The 23,623-nt window shown below is 64.1% G+C and carries 21 protein-coding genes; 9 read left to right on the top strand and 12 right to left on the bottom strand.

The window, feature by feature from the left end; genetic code table 11:
- Positions 1-55: 55 nt before the first annotated feature.
- Positions 56-973 (top strand): polyphosphate kinase 2, encoded by a 918-nt coding sequence (gene ppk2 / locus B5D62_RS03325; RefSeq protein WP_218190927.1) that lies wholly within the window; start codon positions 56-58, stop codon positions 971-973.
- Between the two features lie 38 nt (positions 974-1,011).
- Here ppk2 and B5D62_RS03320 read toward each other — a convergent pair whose 3' ends face one another.
- Both B5D62_RS03320 and B5D62_RS03315 read right to left on the bottom strand, forming a co-directional pair.
- Entirely contained in the window at positions 1,012-1,980 is a 969-nt protein-coding gene (locus B5D62_RS03320) for an aldo/keto reductase (RefSeq protein ID WP_085932379.1), read from the bottom strand.
- A complete protein-coding gene (locus B5D62_RS03315) occupies positions 1,980-2,297 on the bottom strand; it encodes a hypothetical protein (RefSeq protein ID WP_085932378.1) in 318 nt (105 codons plus the stop codon). The genes B5D62_RS03320 and B5D62_RS03315 overlap by 1 nt, the downstream gene beginning before the upstream one ends.
- A 63-nt stretch (positions 2,298-2,360) precedes the next feature.
- Between B5D62_RS03315 and B5D62_RS03310 the strand changes: the two genes are divergently transcribed.
- Complete coding sequence (locus B5D62_RS03310) at positions 2,361-3,038, top strand: haloacid dehalogenase type II (RefSeq protein ID WP_085932377.1); 678 nt, start codon at positions 2,361-2,363, stop codon at positions 3,036-3,038.
- On the top strand, positions 3,038-4,024 hold the full coding sequence (locus B5D62_RS03305; RefSeq protein WP_085932376.1) for a threonine ammonia-lyase: 987 nt from the start codon (positions 3,038-3,040) through the stop codon (positions 4,022-4,024). The genes B5D62_RS03310 and B5D62_RS03305 overlap by 1 nt, the downstream gene beginning before the upstream one ends.
- A gap of 17 nt (positions 4,025-4,041) precedes the next feature.
- Here B5D62_RS03305 and B5D62_RS03300 read toward each other — a convergent pair whose 3' ends face one another.
- Genes B5D62_RS03300 through B5D62_RS03290 form a run of 3 tightly spaced genes read right to left on the bottom strand, consistent with a single transcriptional unit; the run spans position 4,042 to position 7,509 of the window.
- Complete coding sequence (locus tag B5D62_RS03300; RefSeq protein WP_085932375.1) at positions 4,042-4,995, bottom strand: ABC transporter permease; 954 nt, start codon at positions 4,993-4,995, stop codon at positions 4,042-4,044.
- Positions 4,989-6,509 carry a sugar ABC transporter ATP-binding protein gene (locus B5D62_RS03295; RefSeq protein ID WP_085932374.1) on the bottom strand — a complete coding sequence of 507 codons (1,521 nt, stop codon included), beginning with the start codon at positions 6,507-6,509 and terminating at the stop codon, positions 4,989-4,991. The genes B5D62_RS03300 and B5D62_RS03295 overlap by 7 nt, the downstream gene beginning before the upstream one ends.
- Before the next feature lie 46 nt (positions 6,510-6,555).
- Positions 6,556-7,509, bottom strand: a complete 954-nt coding sequence (locus tag B5D62_RS03290) for a sugar-binding protein (protein ID WP_085932373.1) — start codon at positions 7,507-7,509, stop codon at positions 6,556-6,558.
- A gap of 226 nt (positions 7,510-7,735) precedes the next feature.
- On the opposite strand from B5D62_RS03290, the gene B5D62_RS03285 reads away from it, so the two are divergent.
- Entirely contained in the window at positions 7,736-8,758 is a 1,023-nt protein-coding gene (locus B5D62_RS03285) for an adenylate/guanylate cyclase domain-containing protein (RefSeq protein WP_085932372.1), read from the top strand.
- Between the two features lie 6 nt (positions 8,759-8,764).
- On the opposite strand, the gene B5D62_RS03280 is transcribed toward B5D62_RS03285, so the two are convergent.
- The 3 genes from B5D62_RS03280 to B5D62_RS03270 are packed head-to-tail and all read right to left on the bottom strand — an operon-like array spanning position 8,765 to position 12,951.
- Positions 8,765-10,720, bottom strand: a complete 1,956-nt coding sequence (locus tag B5D62_RS03280) for an alkyl/aryl-sulfatase (protein ID WP_085932371.1) — start codon at positions 10,718-10,720, stop codon at positions 8,765-8,767.
- A gap of 43 nt (positions 10,721-10,763) precedes the next feature.
- A complete protein-coding gene (locus B5D62_RS03275; protein ID WP_085932370.1) occupies positions 10,764-11,738 on the bottom strand; it encodes a Bug family tripartite tricarboxylate transporter substrate binding protein in 975 nt (324 codons plus the stop codon).
- Positions 11,739-11,763: 25 nt separating this feature from the next.
- Entirely contained in the window at positions 11,764-12,951 is a 1,188-nt protein-coding gene (locus B5D62_RS03270; RefSeq protein WP_085932369.1) for an MFS transporter, read from the bottom strand.
- 67 nt (positions 12,952-13,018) lie between these two features.
- Here B5D62_RS03270 and B5D62_RS03265 point away from each other — a divergent pair, with 67 nt between their 5' ends.
- The 5 genes from B5D62_RS03265 to B5D62_RS33275 all read left to right on the top strand — a co-directional run bounded on the left by B5D62_RS03265 (position 13,019) and on the right by B5D62_RS33275 (position 18,984).
- The gene (locus B5D62_RS03265) at positions 13,019-13,849 is read left to right on the top strand and encodes an AraC family transcriptional regulator (protein WP_085932368.1); all 831 of its coding nucleotides are present in this window, start codon (positions 13,019-13,021) and stop codon (positions 13,847-13,849) included.
- Between the two features lie 152 nt (positions 13,850-14,001).
- Positions 14,002-15,813 carry an FAD-dependent oxidoreductase gene (locus tag B5D62_RS03260; protein ID WP_085932367.1) on the top strand — a complete coding sequence of 604 codons (1,812 nt, stop codon included), beginning with the start codon at positions 14,002-14,004 and terminating at the stop codon, positions 15,811-15,813.
- On the top strand, positions 15,798-17,642 hold the full coding sequence (locus tag B5D62_RS03255; RefSeq protein ID WP_085932366.1) for a 2-oxoacid:acceptor oxidoreductase subunit alpha: 1,845 nt from the start codon (positions 15,798-15,800) through the stop codon (positions 17,640-17,642). The genes B5D62_RS03260 and B5D62_RS03255 overlap by 16 nt, the downstream gene beginning before the upstream one ends.
- Complete coding sequence (locus B5D62_RS03250) at positions 17,639-18,694, top strand: 2-oxoacid:ferredoxin oxidoreductase subunit beta (RefSeq protein ID WP_085932365.1); 1,056 nt, start codon at positions 17,639-17,641, stop codon at positions 18,692-18,694. The genes B5D62_RS03255 and B5D62_RS03250 overlap by 4 nt, the downstream gene beginning before the upstream one ends.
- 122 nt (positions 18,695-18,816) lie before the next feature.
- Entirely contained in the window at positions 18,817-18,984 is a 168-nt protein-coding gene (locus B5D62_RS33275) for a hypothetical protein (RefSeq protein WP_170920764.1), read from the top strand.
- A gap of 7 nt (positions 18,985-18,991) precedes the next feature.
- On the opposite strand, the gene B5D62_RS03245 is transcribed toward B5D62_RS33275, so the two are convergent.
- Genes B5D62_RS03245 through B5D62_RS03230 form a run of 4 tightly spaced genes read right to left on the bottom strand, consistent with a single transcriptional unit; the run spans position 18,992 to position 23,618 of the window.
- Complete coding sequence (locus B5D62_RS03245; RefSeq protein ID WP_085932364.1) at positions 18,992-20,710, bottom strand: ABC transporter ATP-binding protein/permease; 1,719 nt, start codon at positions 20,708-20,710, stop codon at positions 18,992-18,994.
- A 30-nt stretch (positions 20,711-20,740) separates the two neighbouring features.
- Positions 20,741-22,039, bottom strand: coding sequence for a TRAP transporter large permease (locus tag B5D62_RS03240; protein WP_085932363.1), 1,299 nt, complete (start codon positions 22,037-22,039; stop codon positions 20,741-20,743).
- On the bottom strand, positions 22,036-22,527 hold the full coding sequence (locus B5D62_RS03235) for a TRAP transporter small permease (protein WP_085933503.1): 492 nt from the start codon (positions 22,525-22,527) through the stop codon (positions 22,036-22,038). Before B5D62_RS03235 ends, B5D62_RS03240 begins: the two co-directional genes overlap by 4 nt.
- Before the next feature lie 56 nt (positions 22,528-22,583).
- Positions 22,584-23,618: a TRAP transporter substrate-binding protein gene (locus B5D62_RS03230; protein ID WP_085932362.1), complete on the bottom strand. Its 1,035-nt coding sequence runs from the start codon at positions 23,616-23,618 to the stop codon at positions 22,584-22,586.
- Between the last annotated feature and the right edge of the window lie 5 nt (positions 23,619-23,623).

Here is a 23,623-nt window from a genome sequence, read left to right as displayed (position 1 = left end):
TTCCCTGTTACTTAACCGTCTTACGATGCTGCCGACGGGACGGCAGAGGGTAGTCATGAGCATATCGAACGACCAAGGCAGCCTTCAGGATCGGCTGCACGCCGAAATGATCGACAATCTCGACGAAGAGATCGAGATGGAGCTCGACGACGAGCGGCTTGCCGGCCTGGTGGATCAGGCGACGGATCCCGAGTCGGAGACGCTCGCTCGCAAGCAATACTTCACCGAGTTGCTGCGGCTCCAGCGCGAGCTGGTCAAGCTGCAGGACTGGGTGGTGCACAGCAAGCTCAAGATCATGGTCCTGTTCGAGGGCCGCGATGCCGCCGGCAAGGGGGGCGTCATCAAGCGCATCACCCAGCGCCTCAATCCCCGCGTCTGCCGCACCGTCGCCCTCTCGGCACCGACGGAACGCGAGCGTACACAGTGGTATTTCCAGCGCTATGTCGCGCACCTTCCCGCGGCGGGCGAGATCGTCCTGTTCGATCGCAGCTGGTACAACCGCGCCGGCGTCGAGCGCGTCATGGGCTTCTGCAGCGATGCCGAGGCGGAGGAGTTCTTCCGCACCGTGCCCGAGTTCGAGCGCATGCTGGTCCGCTCGGGGATCACTCTCATCAAATACTGGTTCTCGATCACCGATTCCGAACAGCACCAGCGCTTCCTGATGCGGATCCACGATCCGCTCAAGCAATGGAAGCTGTCACCGATGGATCTCGAATCGCGCCGGCGTTGGGAGGACTATACCGCCGCCAAAGAGGAGATGCTGGCGCGCACGCATATCCCTGAGGCGCCCTGGTGGGTTATCGAGGGGGTGGACAAAAAAAGAGCGCGGCTCAACTGCATCCATCATTTCCTGCAGCAGGTCCCCTACCAGGAGGTCCCGCACGACCCGGTCATCTTGCCGCCGCGCGAGCACAAGCCGAACTATGCGCGGACGCCGGTGCCGAAGGAAATGCACGTGCCCACGATCTACTGACGGCCTCCGCCACTGTCCGGTGGGCGCCGATCGACCGCCTAGGCGTGATTGATCCGTTTCAGGACTTCAGCCGGTAACGGACCCTTCTCGACCGCGGCAGCGGCCTGCTCGAGCTGCTCGAGCGTGGAATAACCCACAAGCATCGTGGTCACCGTCGGGTTGGCGATGACGAACCGCTGGGCGAGCTCGGTGAGGCTTTCCGCAAGGCCCTGCTTGACCAGCGGTTCGAGCGCCTTGGCTCGCGCGACATCCTCCACGAAGTTGGCCGCCGAGCCGATCGGCGCCACCTGCTGCATGGCCAGGGGATGACGTTCGGTCGTACCGGCAAGCGCGCCGCCGGCGAGGGCGCGGATGACGATCGTGCCCATGTCCATGGCCTTGGTGCGTTCGAGCAACCGGTTGTAATCCTGTCCCGGCGCCCCTTTCGGCATCGGCTGGCCGGCGCTGGGATTGAGGAGGTTGTACACCACCTGCATGGTGTCGAACGCGCCCGATGCGATCGCCTTCAGCAGGGCATCGGTTTCGCCGACGCCGCTGAAACCGATGAAGCGCGTCTTGCCAGCCTTCTGCAAGCGTTGCATCGCCGGCACGACTTCGTTCAGGGCGATGTCGATGGCCAGGTGATCGTCGGCATCGCGCGCGACCAGGGGATTGTGCAGTTGGAAAAGATCGACATGGTCGCGGCCGAGCCGATGCAGGCTTTCGTCCAAAGATTGCGCGACGAAGTCGCCGATCCGCCCCCGATCCGCCGCCTTGAGCCTGACCTTGGTGCCGATGACGACGTCCGGCTTCAACACCTTCAGGATGCGGCCAAGATTACGCTCCGACTCGCCGTTGCCATAGAGCGGCGCGGTGTCGATATAGTTGATACCGAGTTCGAGGGCGCGTGCCAGGGCGCGTTCCTGATCGCCCGGCGTGCCCTTGGTCATGAGCCCGCCCACGGCGCCGGCCCCGAAGCCGAGCACCGAGATGTCGAGATTGGTTCGTCCGAGACGCCGCTTCTGCATCAGCCCTCTCCTTCGACCCGAACCGTGCCCGCTTCGTTATCGACGACGACGTGACTGTCGTAATAGGTGACTCGGGGCTTGGCGCCGAACCGCGCCTCCATCTGCCTCTCCCAATCGGGCGTGTACCAGGCACGGGCGGCAGCCTCGGATTCCCAGAGATACACCCCGCCGCCACCTTCTTCGCCATTGAGATAGTATTTTCTCAGCAGCCCTTTGGCGCCAAGCGCGCTATAGGTCGGGGCCGACTTGCGTGCCGCCTCTATCGCGGCGTCGCGCGGGCGCTTGCTCATGGGGATCTGCACGATGGCGACGAACATGTGGGATAGCCTAAGGTCATCGCCGGTCCACGGCAAATCAGCCAGGATCGACTGACGAAAACCATGCTTGCCGATACCGAGATCTGCGTCTTCGACGCCTACGGTACGCTTTACGACTTTGGCTCGGCGGTCGCCCGCCATCGCAGCGCCATCGGCAGCAGCGCCGAATCGCTGACCGAGATGTGGCGGAGCAAGCAAATCCAGTACACATGGCTGCGCAACAGCATGGGTGCCTATGCCAAGTTCTGGCAGGTCACCGGCGAGGCGCTCGATTACTGCCTCGCCGCGCATGGTCTTTCGGACAGGTCGATCCGCGAAGCACTGATGACCGCCTATCTCGCGCTCGAGCCGTTTCCTGAAGTACCGGCCACACTCGCCGCATTGAAGCGTTCGGGCATGCGCCTTGCCATCCTGTCGAACGGCAATCCGGAGATGCTCGAACCGATGGTGGCGGCATCGCCGGTGTCTGATGCCTTCGAGGCGATCCTCAGCGTCGAGTCGGTGGGCGTCTTCAAGCCCGATGCCAAGGTCTATCGCCTGGTCGAGGCGCGCTGCGGCGTGAAGCCGGGCAAGGTCTGCTTCCTCTCATCGAATTGCTGGGATGCGCACGGTGCGGCGCATTTCGGCTTCCCGACCGTCTGGGTCAATCGTGGGGGCGCCCCCGACGATGGATTGCCCGGAACGCTCGCCGCCCAAGTGAAAGACCTGTCGCAACTTCCTTCCCTGCTAGGTGTGTCCTGATGTCTTCACTGCCAAGCTTTGCCGATGTTCAAGCTGCCGCTCGTCGCCTCGAGGGCATTACCATCAAGACTCCGCTGCTTGAGAACGACCGCGTCAATGCCAGGCTCGGCGGGCGCCTGTTCATCAAGGCGGAATGCCTGCAGCGGACCGGCTCCTTCAAGCTGCGCGGCGCCTACAATTTCCTGGCCAGCATGAGCGACGTGGATCGTCAGAAGGGCGTGGTCGGATGGTCGTCCGGCAACCATGCCCAGGGTCTTGCCGAAGCGGCGCGGCTGATGGGCATCAAGGCCACCATCGTCATGCCGGCGGACGCACCGGCGCTCAAGGTCGCCAATACGCGCGCCTCCGGCGCCGAAGTGGTGCTCTATGACCGCGTCAAGGATAGCCGCGAGAAGATCGGCCTCGGCATTGCCCAACAAACCGGCGCCACGGTCGTGCCGCCTTACGATCATCCCTGGATCCTGACTGGCCAGGGAACGGCGGGTCTGGAACTGGCGGAACAGGCCAAGGCCCTCGGCGTCACGCTCGACGCCGTCGCCGCTCCCTGCTCCGGCGGCGGCCTTGCGACCGGCGTGGCGCTGGGCGTGCACGGCGTCAGCCCGTCGACGACAGTGCACGCCGGAGAGCCGGCCGGTTTCGACGACATGACCCACTCGCTCGCCGCCGGCGCCAAGCGACGCAACGAGAAGCTGTCGGGCTCCATCTGCGACGCGTTGTTGGCTCCCGAGCCCGGCGATGTCACCTTCCCGTTGGCCCAGAAGGTGCTGGGGCCGGGTGTGGTCGTCAGCGACGAGGAGGTGCTCGACGCCATGGAAGTGGCGTTCCGCGAGTACAAGATCGTCGTAGAGCCGGGCGGCGCCGTGGCGCTTGCCGCGGCCCTGACCGGCAAGCTGCCGGTCAAGGACCGCAACGTTGCCGTCGTCTGTTCCGGCGGCAATGTCGATCACGCCACCTTTGTCCGCGCCCTGTCCCGCTACAAGTCGTAGACGCCCACGGCACCCGGTCAGCGTGCGCGACGGTTCCTGAGCCAGGCGAGCTGCTGGTCGGCCAGCACGCCGATCAGGATCACCGTCCCCATCACGGCAAAGTTGAGGGAACTCGGGATACCCAGCAGGTTCACCAGGTTCTGCAGCACCTGCAGCAGGATCGTGCCCAGCACGATACCCAGGATCGAGCCCTCACCGCCGCGCAGGGAGCAGCCGCCAAGGACCGCGGCGGCGATGCCGTAGAGCTCATAGAAGTTGCCGTGCGAGGCCGGCGAGATCGAGCGCGTGTACATGGCCAGATAGATCGAGGCGAGGCCGGCCAGACCGCCGCTGATGATGTAGGCCGCCGCGATCACCCGGTTGGTCCGGATGCCCGAATGCCGCGCGGCCTCCTCGTTCTTGCCCACGGCGAAAAGATAGCGCCCGAAGACGGACCGATGCAGGACCACCGCCATGACGATCGCCACCACCACGAACACGATGAACGAATGCGGCACGCCGAAGGAGCGGCCGGTGGTCAGCCACTCCAGCGTCGGAAAGCTCTGTCCGAACTCGAATCCCGCCGTGCCATCGTTGGTGTAGTAGCGCGCGATGCCGCGATAGATCAGCAGGCCGCACAGCGTGACGATGAAGGGCTGCAAACGCAGGCGCGTAACCAGAAAGCCATGGATCGACCCGAGCACGATGCCGCAAGCCACGATCACCAGGACCGCCAGTTCCCATGGCATTTGCCACGTCACGAGCAGGTCGACGAAGACCACTCCCAGCAGCGCGAAGATCGATCCGATCGAAAGGTCGACGCCGCCGGTGATGATCACGAAACCCTCGCCGATCGAAAACAGGCCGAACAGCCCGATCAGGTTGGCGGTATTGGAGAGATTGATCGGCGACAGGAACCGTGGATTGAGGATATCCACGACCGTACCCACGACCAGGATAAGGACGAGCAGCCCGAGATCCTTCTTCAGCACGGCACGGCTTCCTGCTTGTCCGTGCGCCCCACCGCCAACTGCATCACCCTCTCCTCGCTGAACTCCTGACGCGCCAGAAAGCCGCCGATCTGCCCCTCTCGCATCACCACGATGCGATCGCTGACCCCGATCACCTCCTCCATGTCGCTGGAGATCATGAGGATGGCGACGCCCGAATCGGCCAGGCCGCGCATCAGGCCATAGATTTCCGACTTGGCACCGACATCGATGCCGCGCGTCGGCTCGTCGAAGATCACGACCCTCGGCTTCATCGACAGCCACTTGGCCAGGACGACCTTCTGCTGGTTGCCACCTGACAGCGTGCCCACGATCGTATCGACGGACGCCGTCTTGATGTTGAGCGCCCGGCGCTGCTCCAGGGCATTGCGCTTCTCGGCGCCGGTACGGACAAGTAGGCTCGTCGCGAAGGCCGCCAGGTTGGCGAGTGAGATGTTCTCGGTCACGGACAGTTCGAGCACGAGCCCGTCGCGTTTGCGATCCTCGGGAACGAGGAAGATGCCGCGATCGATGGCATCGCGCGGAACCCGCACGCCGATCGGCTGGCCGTCGAGGCGCAGGTTCCCGGCCACCGGACGGTCGATGCCGAAGACCGCTCGGGCCAGTTCGGTACGGCCCGCTCCCACCAGCCCGGCCATGCCGAGGATCTCCCCGGAACGCAGCGACAATGTCAGGGCATGTTCCGGATAGGCCGAGGTCCGGAAGCCGGCGATATCGAGCACCGCGTCGGCCGGTTCACGCTTCGGCGGGATGTAAAGCGATCTCAGATCCCGGCCGATCATCATGCGGATCATCGCGTCATGCGTGATCTCGGCCCGGGCGAGCTCTCCGACCACAGCGCCGTCTCGCAGCACAACGACCCGGTCGGCGCAGTGCGCGACCTCGGCCAGCCGGTGCGAGATGAAGATCACCGACACGCCGCTCGCCTTGAGTTCGTCGATGACTTTCAGCAGACGGGCGGTCTCGGCGACCGTCAGACTCGATGTCGGCTCGTCCATGATCACGAGACGCGCGTCGAGCGACAGCGCCTTCACGATCTCGACGAGCTGGCGTTGCGCCAGGGACAAGGTCGACACCGGCGTATGGGCCTGGAAATCGACACCGAGGCGCCGCAACAGCGGAGCTACCTTGCTGTCCAGCGCCTTGCGGTCGACCAGCCTGAGCGGGCCGCCGTACACCGGCTCACGCCCGAACATCACGTTGGCCGCCACATCGAGATTGTCGAAAAGATTCAGCTCCTGGTGAACGAACGCGATCCCGGCGGCCATCGCGTCCGCGACCGTCAGCGACGGCCGTTCCCGGCCGTCGATGCGAATGGCGCCTTCGCCGGGCTCGATGACGCCACCAAGGATTTTCATCAGCGTCGACTTGCCGGCGCCGTTCTCTCCAATCAGCGCCAGCACCTCACCCGCGCCAACCTGCAGGTTGACGCGGTCGAGCGCCTTCACGCCGGGATAGGTCTTGCCGACGGATACGAGCTCGAGAAGCGGCGTCATCAGCGATGCACGACAGCCAGAAGCCGATCGTCCGCCAGCGGCCCCTTCACTTCTTGCCCTGACGCGCCTTCAGCTCGGTCCAGAACGCATCGACGTTGGTTTTGTCGATGATCTTGGTCGGCACGATGATCAGGTGATTGGCAGGAATGAAGGACTTGTCGCCCTCGAGATACTTCGCCATGTCCTTCATGCCCTGGTAGCCCCATTCGTAGGGCTGCTGCACGACGGTGCCGACAATGGTGCCCTCCTTCACGCCGCCCAGCGTGATCGGATCCTCATCGAAGCCGACAATCGTGATCTGGCCGAGCTTGCCGGCATCCTTCAGCACGCTGTAGATGCTGGGCGTGTTGTAGGAATAGAAGCCGATCATGCAATTGACCTCGGGATGCGCCGTCAGCATGTCCTCGACATTGCGCTTGGCCCGGGTCTGATCGATGTCATCGGCCCGCACGTCGATGAGCTCGATCTTCGAACCCTTGATGGTCTCTTTCACGCCATCGATGCGTTCCCGGGCATTGTCGGCACCCGGCAAACCGACGAAGCCCATGCACTTGCCGCCGTTCGGCAGCGCCTTGAGCAGAAGCTGACCCGCCTGCTTGCCGGCGTCGGTATTGCTCGATCCGATATAGGCGATGCGCTTGCTGTTCGGGGCATCGCTGTCGGTCGTGAACAGCGCCACCTGCGAGCCCACCCGGTTCAAGGCGTCGCCCATGGTCTTGGGATCGACGGCGCTCACCATGATGCCGGCCACCCCCGATGCGACGAGATCGTCCATCATTCGGGTCTGGATGGCGGCGGACGATTGCTCGGGATACTTGAAGACGAGATTGTAGTTCGGCAATTCCGACTGGGCCTTCTTGACGCCGGCCTCGGCAGCCTTCCAGAAATCGGACGAACCATTGACCACGAAGGCCAGCGTCTTCTTGTCGGCGCCCTGGGATGCCGCACCGAGCGTGGTCAGCACTGCGCAAGCGATTCCCGTCAGCAGCAACTTTTTCATGATTTCCTCCCTCGCCCGGCCGACGCTGCGTGTCGAATCCAGCGATCCGAAGCCGCGCGATTGTTGAGTTGTTCTAGATTGGGTACACAACCAAATCGCAGCAGGACAAGCAAGTCAAAGGGCGAGCAGATGGTCAACCCCGACGAAAGGCTGAGAACTCGGCGCCACTTCCCCTCCAAGCGCCGCAGACGGCCGCGTTCCTTGCGAACTACCTTTCCGTAAACCAATGTCCCTTGCGACGCGCAAACGCCGAAGCTGGCGCATCTTCCTGTGGTTGAGCGTGGGTTCCGCGCTCGTCAGCGCCTATTTCGGTTATTCGGTCGGCGACCAGGACACGCCGTGGCATTCGGCTTGGGCGGGTGTCGTCAACTCCATCCTGATCGCCACCCCCATCCTCCTGTTCGAGATCGAAGGACGCCGGTTCGGGCTGGTGAAGCGCCTGCTGCGCCTGCCGCTGCTGTGGTACTTCGTCCTGCGCATCCTGTTCTATGTCGTGGTCATCGTCACCGGCCTGGTTCTCGCGCGGGTGATCGCCAGCACCAACGGCTTCAAGCTCGACGACATCTTCCGGAACTCGGTCGTCTTCGCGATCGCCATGTCGGTGAGCGCCAACATCGTCTTCGAGTTTGGCGGTCTCGTGGGCTTCGCCACGCTGCGCAACCTGCTGACCGGACGCTATGTCAAGCCTCGAACAGAGCACAGGGTCTTCCTGCTGGTCGACATGAAGAATTCCACCGGTATCGCGGAAAAGCTCGGGTCGATCGCCTTTCACCAGTTCCTGAACGAATTCTTCCGCAACGTTTCCGATGCCGCCCTCGATTGCCGGGCCGAAATACACAAATATGTTGGAGATGAAGCCATCCTCACCTGGTCGAAGACACGCGCCCTGGCGAATGGTGAATGCCTCGCCTGCCCGTTCCTGATCCGGGAGCGCATCACCGCCGACCGCGAAGTCTATCTAGAGCGCTTCGGACTGATGCCGGAGTTCCGCGCCGCCATTCACTACGGCGAGATCGTCGCCGGCGAAATCGGCGACGTGCGTCGCGAGATTGCCTTCGTGGGCGACACCCTCAACGTCGCAGCGCGACTGCTGGATGCATGCAGGGCCCTGGGCCACGACGTACTGGTATCGGCCGATACCCTTGCTCACACATCGGCGCCGGACGGCGTGACCGTCCAGACACTGCCCATGATCAGCGTACGCGGGCGTTCCGCCCCTCTCGCCATCGCAGCCCTGTCCCAGGCCTGACGCGGATCAGCCGCGACCCTCGCCCGGCGTCAGGATATCGAACATCATCCCGGCAGCCGGATCGAGCATGGCGAACAAGGCAGCCAGTCTCGGCGCCTCCCCCTCTATCCGGAGAGCGCCGGACATCAGGGCCTCAGGGACCTTGATCTTTCCCAGGACGATCGAGTCGAGTGTGGCTCGCGTCGTCGTGATGGAAACGGTGGCGCGATCCGACCATGCCCCCAGCCGATGCGTCAGCGTGCAGTTGCTGAGGGTCAGAACCAGCTTCTCCGAACGATCGGTGAAGTGCCAGTTCACCACCATCGACTGGCCGGCGGCCTTCTGCGGATCCAAGCGGATTTCCAGCATGTCGAAGAAGATGTCGGTGCTGAGGCCCGCGATCGTGTCGGCCGCCATGGTGACCCGATTCGGCAACTGGAATACACCGTGGCGCAGTTCCTGCGCCCCATAGAGGAAGGCGTTGCGCCAGGTTGCCGACTCGGCCTGATAGCCCATCTGCTCCAGCGCATCCGCACAGAGGGCACGCGCTTCCTGGTTGTCGGGCTCGGCGTAGACGACTTCCTTCATCACCTGCGCCACCCATCGGAACTCGCCTTTGGCGAAGTCGGCGCGGGCCCGCTCGACGACCGCTGCCGCGCCGCCCATGTATTCGACGAACTTGCGCGCCGCCGGCGCCGGCGGCAGCGGATGGAGATTGCAGGGATTGCCATCGTACCACGACAGATATCGCTGATAGACGGCCTTCACATTGTGGCTGACCGTGCCGTAGTAACCGCGAACCGACCAGCGTTCGGCCAACCCGGGCGGCAGATCGATCGCCTCCGCGATCTCGGCCGGCCGCCATCCCTTGTTCATCAGGCGCAGGGTCTGGTCGTGGATGTGCTTGTAGAGATCGCGCTGGGCCTCGAGATAATCGATTACCGCGGCGCGTCCCCAGGTCGGCCAGTGATGCTGCCCGATCAGCACCTCCGTGTGCGGACCATAAAACTCGATGGCGTCGTTGATGTACTTGGCCCAGATGCGCGGATCACGCGCCACGGCGCCGCGCAGCGGTATGAAGTTGTGCAGCACCGGGCAGGCATTCTCGGCCATGTTGAGCACGCCGAGCTGCGGATAGAACATGTGCATCTCAGCCGGTGCCTCTGTCTCGGGCGCCAGCTGGAAGATGATCCGGATCCCGTCGATCGTGTGCTCCTCGACCGGCTTCTCGATCGTCATCGTCGGCGCGATCAGGCCTGGTGTGCCGCGAGCCACTCCTTTGCCGAGGCCGGCATCGACCTGTCCCCGTGGGCCCCGCGGCAGCAGATGGCCGAACTGGAACTGGGCACGACGGATCATCGGCAGGCCGGCCAGGACATTCTCGCCGGAGATCGCCTCCATGAAGCCGGACGGTGCGATAATGGCCACCTTCCCGGCCTTGACGTCGGCCTCGTCGACGACGCCGCGAACGCCACCGTAATGATCGATATGGCTATGGGTATAGATGACGGCGACGACAGGCTTCCTCGGCCTATGCCCGAAATAGAGCGCCAGGGCCGCACGCGCGACCTCGGCGGTCGTCAGCGGATCGATCAGGATCAGGCCCGACTCCCCTTCCAGCACCGTCATGTTGGAGATGTCGAAGCCGCGCAGCTGATAGACGCGGTCCGCGACCTTGAACAGGCCGTTGGCGAGATTGAGCCGCGCCATGCGCCAAAGGCTCGGATTCACGGTCGCCGGCGCAAGATCGCCATCGATGAAGGCATACTCCGACAGGTTCCAGAGCACGGTGCCGCTCTCCGTACGCACCATGCCATCCGGTACCGGCGCGATCAGTCCACGCTTGGCCGCTTCGAAGTCGCGCGTGTCCCCGAAGGGCAGCTTGGCGGCCATTGCCTTGTTGGCTGCGCGTGTTGCTGGATCGGCATCCCGTGCCGCATCGAGATGGGTTGACGGTACCGGCACCGCGGAGCCTGCAGACATTCCGAACTTTCCTTCCGTGACTCGCCCAGGACCAGGTCGAACCCTAGCTCTCGATCTTGATGTTGTTGTCCTTCACCACCTGGGTCCAGCGCGCCGTTTCGGCCTTGAGCTTGTCCAGATAGGCTTGGGGCGAGCTGCCGGTGGTGAAGAAGCCCAGCTCGGCGAATTTCTTCTTCACCTCGGCATCCCTGACGACGTCGAGGCACAAGGCATTGAGCCGCTCGAGCACGGGCTGCGGAATGCCAGCCGGCGCCACGATGCCGTAATAGACGGCTCCCTCCATATCCTTCATGCCGAGCTCGCCCACGGTCGGCACATCGGGGCAGACCGGGGAGCGTTGCGCCGATGCCACGACGAGGCCTGTCAGGCGACCGGCCTTCACATGATTTCCACTCGGCAGTACCACGTCGACGACGGCGGGCACGTGACCCGCCATTGCATCGCGGATGGCGTCGGCGGCACCCTTGTAGCCCACGACTTCGAGATTGAGCTTGTTGCGGGTGCGGAAGAGCTCCGCCCAGAGATGAGGCTGGTTGCCGACGCCCGAGCAGCTGTAGCGCACGCGCTGCGGCTGCTTGTTCACCCATTCGGCGAACTCCGCGTAGTTTCGGGCCGGCACGTCCTTGTTGATGGCAATAAGATCCGGGATGTCGGCGATCATGGACACCGGCTGGAAATCCTTGAGCGGTTCGAACGGCTGCTTGAGGCCGAGAGCGGCGTTGGTCGCCAACGTTGTCGTGCCCAGAAGCAAGGTATGACCATCGGGCTTGGCCTTGGCGACGACCTCCATGCCGATGATGGTGTTGCCGCCGCCGCGATTCTCGACGATGACCTGCTGGCCGAGCTGTTGGCTCATCTTCTCGGCGACGACGCGCCCGGCCGTGTCGGTCGCTCCGCCGGCAGGATACGGCACGACGATCTTCACCTGCTGGCTTGGCCAGGACTGAGCGCGCACCGCACTTGCAGCCACGATCGTCCAACCGCTGGCGCCGGCCAGCACAGCCCGTCTTTTCAGCATTCTTCCTCCCTATTGGGGAGGAGTCTTACTCTGCCGGCTTGAGCGCTGCCACTGGATGCTCGCGTTCGCTTGGCAAAAAGGCGATTGCGATTACGGTGCAGGCCGCGACGCCGGCCAGCATCATCAGAAGCGTGGGAAAGCCCGCAGCCTTCACCGACGGACCGATTGCGGCGACGACGAGCGAACTCACACCGAAGCCGATCGCAAGCCGCATGCCCGTCACACGACTGCGGAGGCGATCGTCGACATAGCGGACGATCATCGCGTCGGTGAAGGGAATGGCGCCGAACACGAACACCATGAACAAGGTCGTGACCGCCACGAGTCCCCAGCCGTCGGCATAGGCAGCGAGCATGAACAGGGGAATCTGGGCCACGACGATCGGCAAATACACTGCCTTCAATGGGAAGCGATCGATCAGCATCCCGACGCCGATCTGGGCAAGAGACGCGACCGTGAAGACGCCCAGCAGGACCAGGCTGAGCAGCCATGGATCGGCCGCGAGTTCGGTCAATCGCGCCTTCAACATTTCGCCGTTGGAGTTGGTCGTGAAGTTGAACACGATGCTTCCCGAGACGGCCGCGCAGGTCATGATGAAGAAGATGCGCGCCATCACGCCAGGAGGCAGGTCGAGCGTGCGGGATTTCCGCTTGGCCGGCGCTTCCTGCTCCCGCGGCACGAGCACGGCGAACAGCACGGCGCCCACGAGACAGATCATGCCCGGAACGATGTAAGCCATCTGCCAGCCGAAGCGCGTCGCCAGCAGGACCGAGACGCTGGAGCCAATGGCGATGCCGAGATTGCCGATCAGTCCATTGACGCCGATCACGAGGCCCGGCCTCTCGGCGCGCTGCACCAGCATGGGGATGCCGACCGGATGATAGACCGAGGCGAACGCGCCCATCACCGTCAGCGCCACGCCGATCTGCCACTTGTTCTGGCACAGGGCGATGACGAGACAAGACAGGCCCATGCCGGCGAAGAACAGGATCATCATCGCCCGTCGGCCCCACTGGTCGCCGAGCTTGCCCGACACGATCGAGCCGGCGCCGAACATGAACGAGGCGCCGAAGGCATAGGGCGTCAGCTCCTTCCAGTCGGCGACCCACACGCCGGCAATCACGCTGACGGTATAGAGAAAGATCGCCAGCACCCAGTGATCGAGCGCATGGCCAAGGTTGAGCAGGAGAGAGGTCGGGCTGCTGAACTTCATTGGGCGTCTCCTCGTCCACAAGAATAAGCGGGACGCCCTTGGCTGTCTTACGCTAGAATGCCAACTTATGTCGCGAAAAGGACAAGCACAGGCCACCGGTACGCGGTCGACGAATGCCGACGATTACCAGTGTGTCCCGCGCGCGCTGGCCGCGATGCCCAAGGATTTCGCGCCCGGGTCCGAGATCCTTCCGCACCGCCATGAGCGTGCCCAGCTGATCCACGCGACCGCGGGCACCATGCGGGTCGCCACGGACGACAGCGTCTGGGTGGTGCCGCCGCAGCGGGCGCTGTGGATGCCCGCCGGCGTGACCCACAGCATCGCCATGCTCGGCGAGGTGCGGATGCGGACGCTTTACCTGCGCAATGACGCGGCAGCCTTCATGCCTCGGGAGTGCCGCGTTCTGCCGGTGTCGGGCCTGTTGCGTGAGCTCATCGTGCGCGCCACAGAATTGCCTCTGCACTACGACGAGGCCGGACCGGCCGGGCATGTCGTCGCCCTCATCCTTGCCGAATTGAGTGGGCTGCAATCTTTGCCGCTGCAATTACCGATGCCGCGAGATGCCAGACTGCGGGCGATCTGCCAGGCCCTGCTCGAAACACCGGGCGACGCGCGGCCGCTCGAGGCATGGGCTGGCACGGCGAATCTGAGCACCCGCACCCTCGCCAGACAATTTCAGAGCCAGACGGGGCTGAGCTTCGGCGCCTGGCGGCAACAGGCACGGGTGCTGGAGGCGATGGGTCGGCTCGGTAGTGGCGAGCCCGTCACCCGCGTCGCGCTCGAACTCGGCTACGAAAGCGTGAGTGCCTTCAGCGCCATGTTTCGACGGGCGGCTGGTACCGCGCCCAGCCGCTATCGTTCGCGTCCATCGATTGGGGATAAACCTTTTGTCGCATAAGGAATTGCCGTCCTGCAGCAACCATATCGCACATAGAATCCTTGACGTGACGGGTACGAGTCTCCCCAATGCGCACCCTGTTTGCGTTAGTGTGAATCGTCGTTTATTCCAGCTCGGCCGCTGCGGTCCGCAGCCCCGAAGTGAGTTCAGTTTTGAAGCCGACAGACATCTCGAATCCCGACTATTTCCACAAGGTCGTCGACTGCCAGTGGGCCTGCCCGGCGCACACGCCGGTTCCGGAATACATAAGGCTCATCGCCCATGGCCGGTATTCCGATGCCTACATGATCAACTGGAAGTCGAACGTCTTCCCCGGAATCCTGGGCCGGACCTGTGATCGCCCCTGCGAACCGGCTTGCCGCCGCAGCCGCGTCGAGGACGAGACGCTGGTCAAAGGCAAGAAGGAGCCGGTGGCGATCTGCCGCCTGAAGCGCGTCGCCGCCGATTACAAGGATGACGACATCGGCACGCGCATGCCCAAGGCGCCGGCCAAGAACGGCAAGCGTGTGGCCTGCGTCGGCGGTGGCCCCTCCTCGCTGACCGTGGCGCGGGATCTTGCCGTGCTGGGTTATGAGATCGTGATCTACGATCAGGATCCCAAGCTGGGCGGCTTCATCCGCACCCAGATCCCCCACTTCCGCCTGCCCGAGTCGGTGATTGATCAGGAAGTCGGCTTCATCACTGGCATCGGCAACATCGAGTTCCGTCACCAGCGCGTCGACTCGCTGAAGAAGCTGACGGCCGAGGGCTACGACGCGGTGTTCGTCGGTTGCGGCGCACCGCGCGGCCGCGAGCTGGACGTTCCCGGCCGCAAGGAAGCGGCGGCCAATATCCATATCGGCATCGACTGGCTGTCGTCAGTATCGTTCGGCCACACGACCAAAGTCGGCAAGCGCGTGATCGTGCTGGGTGGCGGCAACACCGCGATGGATTGCTGCCGCACCGCGCGCCGGCTCGGCGGCGAGGACGTGAAGGTGATCGTCCGTTCCGGCTTCGAGGAGATGAAGGCCTCGCCATGGGAGAAGGAAGACGCGATGGGCGAGGACATCCCCATCCTGAACTTCCTGGTGCCCAAGGAAGTGAAGCACGACAACGGCAAGATCAAAGGCGTGCTGTTCGAGAAGGTGAAGGCCGAATACGACGCCAAGGGCCGCCGCTCGCTGGTACCGTCGGGCGAACCCGACGAGTTCCACGAGTGCGACGACGTCCTTGTCGCGATCGGCCAGGAAAATGCCTTCCCCTGGATCGAGAAGGACGCCGGCATCGAGTTCGACCGCTGGGGTCTGCCCCAGCTCGACGAGAAGACCCTGCAGAGCACGGTGAAGAACGTGTTCTTCGGCGGCGACGCCGCATTCGGCCCCAAGAACATCATCTGGGCCGCCGCGCACGGGCACGAGGCCGCGACCTCGATCCACAAGCTGCTGTCCGGCGAGAATGTCGAGGAGCGCCCCGCTCCGGGCGTCAACATCGTCAGCCAGAAGATGGGCATCCACGAGTGGAGCTACGACAACGCTCCGACTGTCGACCATCGCTTCAAGGTTCCGCATCGGCCGAAGCTCGATGCGCTGAAGGACATCATGGCCGAGGTCGAGCTCGGCTTCGATCCCGAGCTTGCCTTCAAGGAAGCGCAGCGCTGCCTGAACTGCGACGTGCAGACCGTGTTCACGGGCAAGCTCTGCATCGAGTGCGACGCCTGCGTCGATATCTGTCCGATGGATTGCATCACCTTCACCGAGAACGGTGACGAGAAGGACCTGCGCGGCCGGCTCAATGCGCCGGCGCCCAATCCGACGCAGGATCTGTATGTCGGCGACGGCCTCAAGACCGGCCGCGTCATGGTCAAGGACGAGGATGTCTGCCTGCATTGCGGATTGTGCGCCGAGCGCTGCCCGACCGGTGCGTGGGACATGCGCAAGTACTACATGGAAATGACTCACGCGGAGCATGCATGCCGCAAGCACTGACTGCCGTTAACGATTTCGTCGTCAAGTTCGCGAACGTCAACGGATCCGGATCGGCCTCGGCCAACGAGCTATTCGCCCGCTCGATCCTGCGCATGGGCGTCCCCGTCAGCCCGCGCAACATCTTCCCGTCGAACATCCAGGGCCTGCCGACCTGGTACGAGGTCCGGGTCACCGAGAAGGGCTATCTCGGCCGGCGCGGTGGCGTCGATCTCATGGTGGCCATGAACCCGCAGACCTGGGCGCAGGACGTCAAGGAGATCGAGCCGGGCGGATACCTGTTCTACGATTCGACCAAGCCGATGCCCTCCTCCGCCTTTCGCGAGGACATCAACGTCATCGGTGTGCCGCTGACGGCGATCTGCAACGCCACCTACACCGACGCCCGCCAGCGGCAGCTGTTCAAGAACATCATCTATGTCGGCGCGCTGTCGGTGCTGCTGGATATCGATCCGGCCGAGATCGAACGGCTGTTCGGCGAGCAGTACAAGGGCAAGGAGAAGCTGCTCGATTCCAACGTCAAGGCGCTGCATCTCGGCCGCGACTGGGCTAAGCAGCATCTCGATCCGGCGTCGGTGAAGCTCAAGGTCCGCCGTGCCGACAATGTCGGCAACCGCATCTTCGTCGAGGGCAACAGCGCGGCGGCGCTGGGCGCGGTCTATGGTGGCGCCACGGTCTGCGCCTGGTACCCGATCACGCCCTCCTCCTCGCTGGCCGAAGCCTTCGCGGCCCATTGCAAGCGGCTGCGCCACGACAAGGAGACGGGCAAGGCCAGGTACGCCATCGTGCAGGCCGAGGACGAGCTGGCCTCGATCGGCATGGTGATCGGCGCCGGCTGGAACGGCGCGCGCGCCTTCACCGCGACCTCGGGCCCGGGCATCTCGCTGATGACCGAGTTCATCGGCCTCGCTTACTTCGCCGAAGTGCCGGCAGTGATCGTGAACGTGCAGCGCGGCGGTCCCTCGACCGGCATGCCGACACGCACGCAGCAGTCTGACCTGCTGTCCTGCGCCTACGCCTCCAACGGCGACACCAAGCACGTGCTGCTGTTCCCGGAAGATCCGCGGGAATGCTTCGAGTTCACCGCCGAGGCACTCGATCTCGCCGACCGGCTGCAGACGCCGATCTTCGTCATGACCGATCTCGACATCGGCATGAACCATCGCCTCTGCAAGCCGTTCGAATGGGACGACAAGCGCGTCCACGACCGTGGCAAGGTGATGACCGCGGCGGAACTGGAGGCCGGCAAGAACTTCGGCCGCTATCTCGACGTCGACGGCGACGGCATCCCCTACCGCACCTATCCCGGCACGCATCCCACCAAGGGTTCGTACTTTACCCGCGGCACGACCAAGGATGAGTACGCGCGCTATTCCGAGGAAGGCCCGGTCTATGTGCGCAACATGGAGCGGTTGCAGAAGAAGTTCGCGACCGCGGCGAAGATCGCGCCACAGCCGTTGCGCTACTCTTCGCCCAAGCCGACGCGCTACGGCGTGATCTATTTCGGCTCGACCAGCCCGGCCATGGCAGAGGCGCTCGACCATCTCGAGGCCGACGGCAACCACGTCAACGCGCTGCGCGTGCGGTCCTTCCCCTTCAGTCAGGCGGTCGAGGACTTCATCCACGAGCACGACAAGGTGTTCGTGGTAGAGCAGAACCGCGACGGCCAGCTCCGCTCCATGATCATGAACGAGTTCACGCTCGACGCGCGCAAGCTCGTTCCCGTCCTCCACTATGACGGCACGCCGATCACGGCGCGCTTCATCGCGGCCGATATCGCCCAGAAGATCGGCCAGTCCAAGGTGGTTTCGTTCGACAAGGCTGCGTCATGACCTTCATCGCCAAGCCCAAGCTGCACCATCCGTCGCTGGTCAAGAACAAGGCCGGCTTCACCCGTCGCGACTACGAGGGCGCGGTGTCGACGCTGTGCGCCGGCTGCGGCCACGACTCGATCAGCGCCGCCATCATCCAGGCCTGCTTCGAGCTCGACATCCTGCCACACCAGGTCGCCAAGCTGTCGGGCATCGGCTGCTCGTCCAAGGCGCCGACCTACTTCATCGGCGCCAGCCATGGCTTCAACACCGTGCACGGGCGTATGCCGTCGGTGATGACCGGCGCCAACCTCGCCAACCGTGACCTGATCTATCTCGGCGTGTCGGGCGACGGCGATTCGGCCTCGATCGGTCTCGGCCAGTTCGCGCACATCATGCGCCGCGGCGTCAACATGACCTACATCGTCATGAACAACGGCGTCTATGGCCTCACCAAGGGCCAGTTCTCGGCGACCGCCGACAAGGGCTCGATCAGCAAGAAGGGCGTCAGCAACCCCGACTCCTCGATCGACATGGTGTCGATGGCGATCCTGATGGGCGCCACGTTCGTGGGCCGCTCCTTCTCCGGCGACAAGCATCAGCTCGTCCCGCTGATCAAGGCCGCGCTGTCGCACAAGGGCGCCGCCTTCCTCGACGTCATCAGCCCCTGCGTCGCCTTCAACAACCACGCCGGCTCGACCAAGAGCTACGAGTATGTGCGCGAGCACAACGAGGCGCTGAATCGGCTCGACTTCATCGAGGGCCGCGACGAGATCACCACCGAGTACGAGCCCGGCACCGCGACAACGGTCGAGCAGCACGACGGGTCGATCCTGCGCCTGCGCAAGCTCGGCGAGGACTACGATCCTTCCGACAAGATCGCTGCCATGAAGCGGGTGCAGGAAGGCCTGGCGGCCGGCGAGGTCGTGACCGGCCTGCTCTATGTCGATCCCAGCTCGCGGGACCTGCACGCCAACCTCAACACGGTCGAGGCGCCACTCAATAGCCTGCAGACGGCCGACCTCTGCCCCGGAACCGCAGCGCTCGAACGCATCAACGCGAGCCTGCGCTGACCAAGTCGATCTTCGCCGCCCTTGGGGGCATAGGGGGAGCGCTCATCCTCGCTCCCCTCGCGGCGCTGGCATCGACAGCCGTCGCCCGCGAAGTATTCGGCCCCCTCGAAAGTGCCGTCTACATGAACATCGGCGTGATCGGCGGCGCGGTCGGCCTTGTCCTGGGCCTGCTCGGCGGGGTCTTGCTCGTCCTACGCGATGAAGGCAGCCGGGCCGGTCCGACCGTGGCCTGGCTGTGGGTCGGCGTCTTCATCGTCCTTCTTTCGCTCGCCTGGGTCGTGACCCAGTAGAGCGACCTCAGGCCGGCACCTCGACCAGGGTGCCGACCTGGCCCGGCTCGCGCCGGAGTTCGAGTTGCGCGTCGTGCCATTTGCGCAGTGCCGGACGATGCCCGATCGAGATCATGGTCGTATCGGGCAGCCGCTTCCTCAGCGCGTCATAGACGGTCTCCTCCGCCGCCTCGTCGAGCGACGCCGTCGCCTCGTCCATGAACAGCCATTCCGGCTTGAAGACGATGGCTCGGGCGGCCGCCAACCGCTGCTGCTCACCGCCGGACAGGACGTTGGTCCAATGCGTGACTTCGTCGAGGCGGTCCGTGAGATGACCGAGTTGCACGGCCCGTAGCGCCTCGGCGATCTCGCCGTCCGTGGCAGTCGATTGCTCGTCGGGATACTTCACGGCATCGCGCAGCGAGCCGATCGGAATGTAGGGCTTCTGCGGCAGGAACAGCACGCGTGCATTCTCGGGAATGCGCACATGGCCGCTGCCATAGGGCCAGATGCCGGCCAGGGCCCGGAACAGCGTGCTCTTGCCCGAACCGCTCGTGCCTTCCACCAGGACCGATCGCCCCTTCTTCAGCGGCAGCGTCAGGTGCTTGAGCAGCGCCTGACCGGTCGGCAGCGCAAGCGTCAGATCGTCGACGGTAACGTCGGAGAGGCCTGGCTTCGGCTCGATCTCGATGGCCGTCGCCGGTCTTTCGGCGCTGGCTGCCCGCAGGCCCTTGAGACGGTCCATCACGGCCCGCAGTTCGGCGAGGCTCGTGTAGTTGTCGACGAAGAAGGACAATGCGCCCTGCACCTGTCCGAATGCCGACGCCGTCTGCATCATGACGCCCAAGGTGATCGCCCCAGTGAAGAAGCGTGGAGCGGTGACGAGATAGGGGAAGATGATGGCTAGCTGTGCATAGCCCGACTGGTAAAAGCTGAGCTGAAGCTGGGTTACCAGCACCTGCCATCCGTTGCGGAAGATGTCGCTGAACCGCTCGTTCAAGGCCTGCCGTTCGCCCGGCTCACCGCGATAGAGGGCGATGCCCTCGGCGTTCTCGCGGACACGCACCAGGCCGAAGCGGAAGTTCGCCTCGTAGCGCTGGCGCATGAAGTTCAACGGGATCAGGCGGCGGCCGACGAGGTTCGCCAGGAAGGAGCCGGCGACCGCGTAGATGATGGCGGCCACGGCCATGTAGCCCGGAACGTTGACGTCGAGGCCGATGATGCCGAGGTGAAGCGGCCCCGAAAGGGTCCAAAGGATGAAGATGAAGGAGAACAGCGTGGCGACGGCGCTCAGAAAGCCGAGCAGGAGCTGCATCGTATATTGGCCGAGATAGTTGAGGTCCTCGGCGACGCGCTGGTCGACATTGTCGATCGTCCGCTGCAGCTCGATGCGGTAGTAGCCCCGCCCGTCCAGCCAGTGCTTGAGATAGTAGCCGGTCAGCCATCGCCGCCAGCGCAGGCGCAGATAGGGGCTGACCAGTCCGCGCGAAATCGCGTTCAGGATGAAGAACGCCGCCAGGATCGAGAAGACCAGGATCTCGTGCCAGAATGCCGCCTCGTTCTTGTTCTGGAGCGCGTCGTAGAAGCGGCGGTTCCACTGGTTGAAGAGGACTTCGAGGCCAACCCCGGTAAAGGTGAGCGCAATCGCTCCGATCAGGAGCGGGATCGCCCACCGCCAGTCCTCGGACCGGAAATAGGGAATGACCAGCCGCCACCAGTCGCCGAGGAAGCTACCAACTCTCTTCATACAAAAATCCTTTCGGGCCGCACGATAGCGTTACATGCGGCCGGGCAGCCAGAGCGCGATGACCGGGAACGCGATCAGGATAACGAGTCGCAGGATATCGGTCGCGATGAAAGGCAGTACGCCCTTGAAGATTGACGAAAACGTGACGTCCTGCACCACGCTCTTGATCACGAACACGTTCATGCCCACCGGCGGGTGGATCAGCCCCAGTTCCACGGTCATGACGATGATGACGCCGAACCAGATCGGATCGAAGCCAAGCTGGGTCACCACCGGGAAGATGATGGGCACGGTCAGGATGATCATGGCCATGGCATCCATGAGGCAGCCCAGCACCAGATACATCAGCATGATCAGGGCCAGCACGCCGTAACGGCCGATGCCGAGGCTGGTCAGGAACTCGGTCACCGTCTGCGGCACCTGGGTGATTGTCAGGAAATACCCGAACAGCAAGGCACCGATCAGGACGGTGAAGACAGCGGCGGCCGTCCGGGTGGCCTGCAACAGCGAGGCCCGGATCTCGGACCGTCCCAGTCGGCCCCGCAGCACCCCGAGCAGGAAGGCGCCCCCTGCCCCGACGCCACCGGCCTCGGTGGGGGTGAAGATGCCGCCATAGAGACCGCCGATCACGAACACGAAGAGCAGCAGCGGCGCCCAGACGTCGCGCAGTCCGGCCAGCCGCTCCGACCATGGCGCCTTGGGGGCGATCGGCAGCAGATCGGGCTTCACCCGGCAGATGACCGCGATGGTCGTCAGGTACATCGACATGGCGAGGATGCCGGGCAGGATGCCGGCCATGAACAGCTTGCCGATATCCTGCTGGGTGATGAGGCCGTAGACGGCAAGCACGGTCGAGGGCGGCAGCATGGCTCCGAGCGTGCCGCCGGCAGCGATGACTCCGGTGGCGAAGCTCTGCGGATAGCCGTAGCGGCGCATCTCGGGATAGGCGACCGTCGAGAAGGTTGCCGCCGTTGCCACCGAGGAGCCGGAGATGGCGGCGAACCCGCCACACGACAGGATAGTCGCCAGGCCGAGCCCGCCGCGGCGATGACCGATGAAGGTGTTGGCCGCCCGGAACAGCTCCCGGCTCACGCCTGAGTGCGATACGAAGGCGCCCATCAGCAGGAACATCGGGATGACGCCGAACTGGTAGTCCGTCACGGTCCGCATGGAGGTGAGGCCGACCAGCTTGAGCGCCGGCGCGCCGCCGGACAGGTAGGCATAACCGCTGACGCCGACCAATCCCATCGCCATGCCGACAGGCACCCGCAGCAGCATCAACGCGAACAGGACCAGGAAGCCGATGATGGCGACGGTGTCGGGACTCATCGGGAGACCGGTCTCGACTCGCGCATCTCTTCGGGATGGACGATCAGCCGGAAGGTCCGGATGGCGATCAGCACCACGGCCGACACGTCCCCGATCCAGGCCACGGCGAAGAACGGCCAGGTCGGCAGCCCGAGATCGAAGGTCAGCACATGGTCGACATAGGTCGAGCGGACCTTGTCGAACAGCGTGTAGGTCTGCACCGTCACCACGAACAGCAGGACCAGCGTGGCGAAGATATCGATCACGCGCTTCCATCGGCGGTTGGCCTGCGCCCACACCAGATCGACGGTGATGTGCGTACCGCGATAGGAGGTGGCGGCGATGCCCCAGAAGATCAGGATGCCCAGCAGCATACGGCCGAAGTCATAGCTGTCAGGGATCTGGATGCTGAAGAAACGCCGCAGCAGGACCGAGAGGAAGATATCGGCCGCCACCAGCCCGACGAACAGCGCTGCGATCGCCTCGATCGTGTCGATGATGCGATCCATGATGCCTCGCACCGGCCGCGAAGCGCCGACTTTATGAGCCGGATGCGATTCCGCGCTCACAGCCCCGCGCCAGCCTTCTCCACATCGGCCTTGAACTCCTTCCATAAGGCGTCGGCATCGCTGCCGGCCTTGGTGACGGCCTCCGCCCACTGCTTCTGCAGCGGTGCCGTGGCCGTTTTCCACGCGTTGAGCTGATCGGGCGTGAGCTGATAGACCTCGTGCGCCTTGTCGGCCTTCATCTTCTCGCGACCGGCAGCCTCGAAGTCGTTCCACGGCGACGACACCTTGAGCGCCCATTCGGTGGTGCAGTGGTCGTCGATCACCTTCTTCTGCGCCGGCGACATGGCGTCGTACTTGGCCTTGTTCATCGAGTAGGTGAACACGGTCGTGTAGAGCGGCACGTCCATGTCGTACTTGGTCACCTTGTCGAGGCCGAACAGGAACATCGAGCCCCAGGGGAAGAAGATCGCATCGGCGACGCCGCGCTCCAGGACGTCACGCGCCTCCGGCGCCGAGGCCTGCACGTTGGTACCGCCCAGCGCCGTCACCATCTGGCCGATCGTGCTCTGGGCCGGCCGCAGCTTCATCCCCTTAAGGTCTTCCGGCATCACTACCTTCTTGCGGCCGTGATAGGCGCCGGGATCGTGGATGAAGGCGAAGCAGAAATGCGTGTCCGCCATCTCCTTGGCCGCATGCTTGCGATACCAGGTGTCGACGGCCACCGTACCCCTCTTACCGTCGGCAAAGATGAACGGAAGCTGGCCCGCGGCGATGATGGGAAAGCGGCCCGGCTGGTAGCCCGGATTGACATAGGTGACGTCGGCAATGCCGTCGCGCGCCATGTCATAATGATCGAAGGCCTTGCCGAGCTGCTCCGAGGGGAAGATCGCGTACCGGATGCTGCCACCCGACGCGCTCTTGATGTCCTCGGCCCAGGCCTTGGTCGCCGGAACCAGCGGATGGGCTGGTGGCAGCCAGATGGAGATTTTCAAGTCGACCGGCTTGTCCTGCGCCTTGTCCTGCGCCCAGGCTGGCAGGCCGATCGCCGCGCCCAGCAAGCCGATGGCCAAGGCCATTGCTTGTTTTTTCATGGCCG

Source organism: Enhydrobacter aerosaccus (genome assembly GCF_900167455.1).
Lineage (GTDB): Bacteria > Pseudomonadota > Alphaproteobacteria > Reyranellales > Reyranellaceae > Reyranella > Reyranella aerosaccus.
This window is presented reverse-complemented; position numbering and strand designations above follow the sequence as displayed.

Bases quoted from the DNA above. Each gene is read 5' to 3' on its own strand.
- ppk2 (WP_218190927.1), top strand. From the start codon at position 56: ATGAGCATATCGAACGACCAAGGCAGCCTTCAGGATCGGCTGCACGCC.
- B5D62_RS03320 (WP_085932379.1), bottom strand. From the start codon at position 1,980: ATGCAGAAGCGGCGTCTCGGACGAACCAATCTCGACATCTCGGTGCTC.
- B5D62_RS03315 (WP_085932378.1), bottom strand. From the start codon at position 2,297: ATGTTCGTCGCCATCGTGCAGATCCCCATGAGCAAGCGCCCGCGCGAC.
- B5D62_RS03310 (WP_085932377.1), top strand. From the start codon at position 2,361: ATGCTTGCCGATACCGAGATCTGCGTCTTCGACGCCTACGGTACGCTT.
- B5D62_RS03305 (WP_085932376.1), top strand. From the start codon at position 3,038: ATGTCTTCACTGCCAAGCTTTGCCGATGTTCAAGCTGCCGCTCGTCGC.
- B5D62_RS03295 (WP_085932374.1), bottom strand. From the start codon at position 6,509: ATGACGCCGCTTCTCGAGCTCGTATCCGTCGGCAAGACCTATCCCGGC.
- B5D62_RS03290 (WP_085932373.1), bottom strand. From the start codon at position 7,509: ATGAAAAAGTTGCTGCTGACGGGAATCGCTTGCGCAGTGCTGACCACG.
- B5D62_RS03285 (WP_085932372.1), top strand. From the start codon at position 7,736: ATGTCCCTTGCGACGCGCAAACGCCGAAGCTGGCGCATCTTCCTGTGG.
- B5D62_RS03280 (WP_085932371.1), bottom strand. From the start codon at position 10,720: ATGTCTGCAGGCTCCGCGGTGCCGGTACCGTCAACCCATCTCGATGCG.
- B5D62_RS03275 (WP_085932370.1), bottom strand. From the start codon at position 11,738: ATGCTGAAAAGACGGGCTGTGCTGGCCGGCGCCAGCGGTTGGACGATC.
- B5D62_RS03270 (WP_085932369.1), bottom strand. From the start codon at position 12,951: ATGAAGTTCAGCAGCCCGACCTCTCTCCTGCTCAACCTTGGCCATGCG.
- B5D62_RS03265 (WP_085932368.1), top strand. From the start codon at position 13,019: ATGTCGCGAAAAGGACAAGCACAGGCCACCGGTACGCGGTCGACGAAT.
- B5D62_RS03255 (WP_085932366.1), top strand. From the start codon at position 15,798: ATGCCGCAAGCACTGACTGCCGTTAACGATTTCGTCGTCAAGTTCGCG.
- B5D62_RS03250 (WP_085932365.1), top strand. From the start codon at position 17,639: ATGACCTTCATCGCCAAGCCCAAGCTGCACCATCCGTCGCTGGTCAAG.
- B5D62_RS33275 (WP_170920764.1), top strand. From the start codon at position 18,817: ATGAACATCGGCGTGATCGGCGGCGCGGTCGGCCTTGTCCTGGGCCTG.
- B5D62_RS03245 (WP_085932364.1), bottom strand. From the start codon at position 20,710: ATGAAGAGAGTTGGTAGCTTCCTCGGCGACTGGTGGCGGCTGGTCATT.
- B5D62_RS03240 (WP_085932363.1), bottom strand. From the start codon at position 22,039: ATGAGTCCCGACACCGTCGCCATCATCGGCTTCCTGGTCCTGTTCGCG.
- B5D62_RS03235 (WP_085933503.1), bottom strand. From the start codon at position 22,527: ATGGATCGCATCATCGACACGATCGAGGCGATCGCAGCGCTGTTCGTC.
- B5D62_RS03230 (WP_085932362.1), bottom strand. From the start codon at position 23,618: ATGAAAAAACAAGCAATGGCCTTGGCCATCGGCTTGCTGGGCGCGGCG.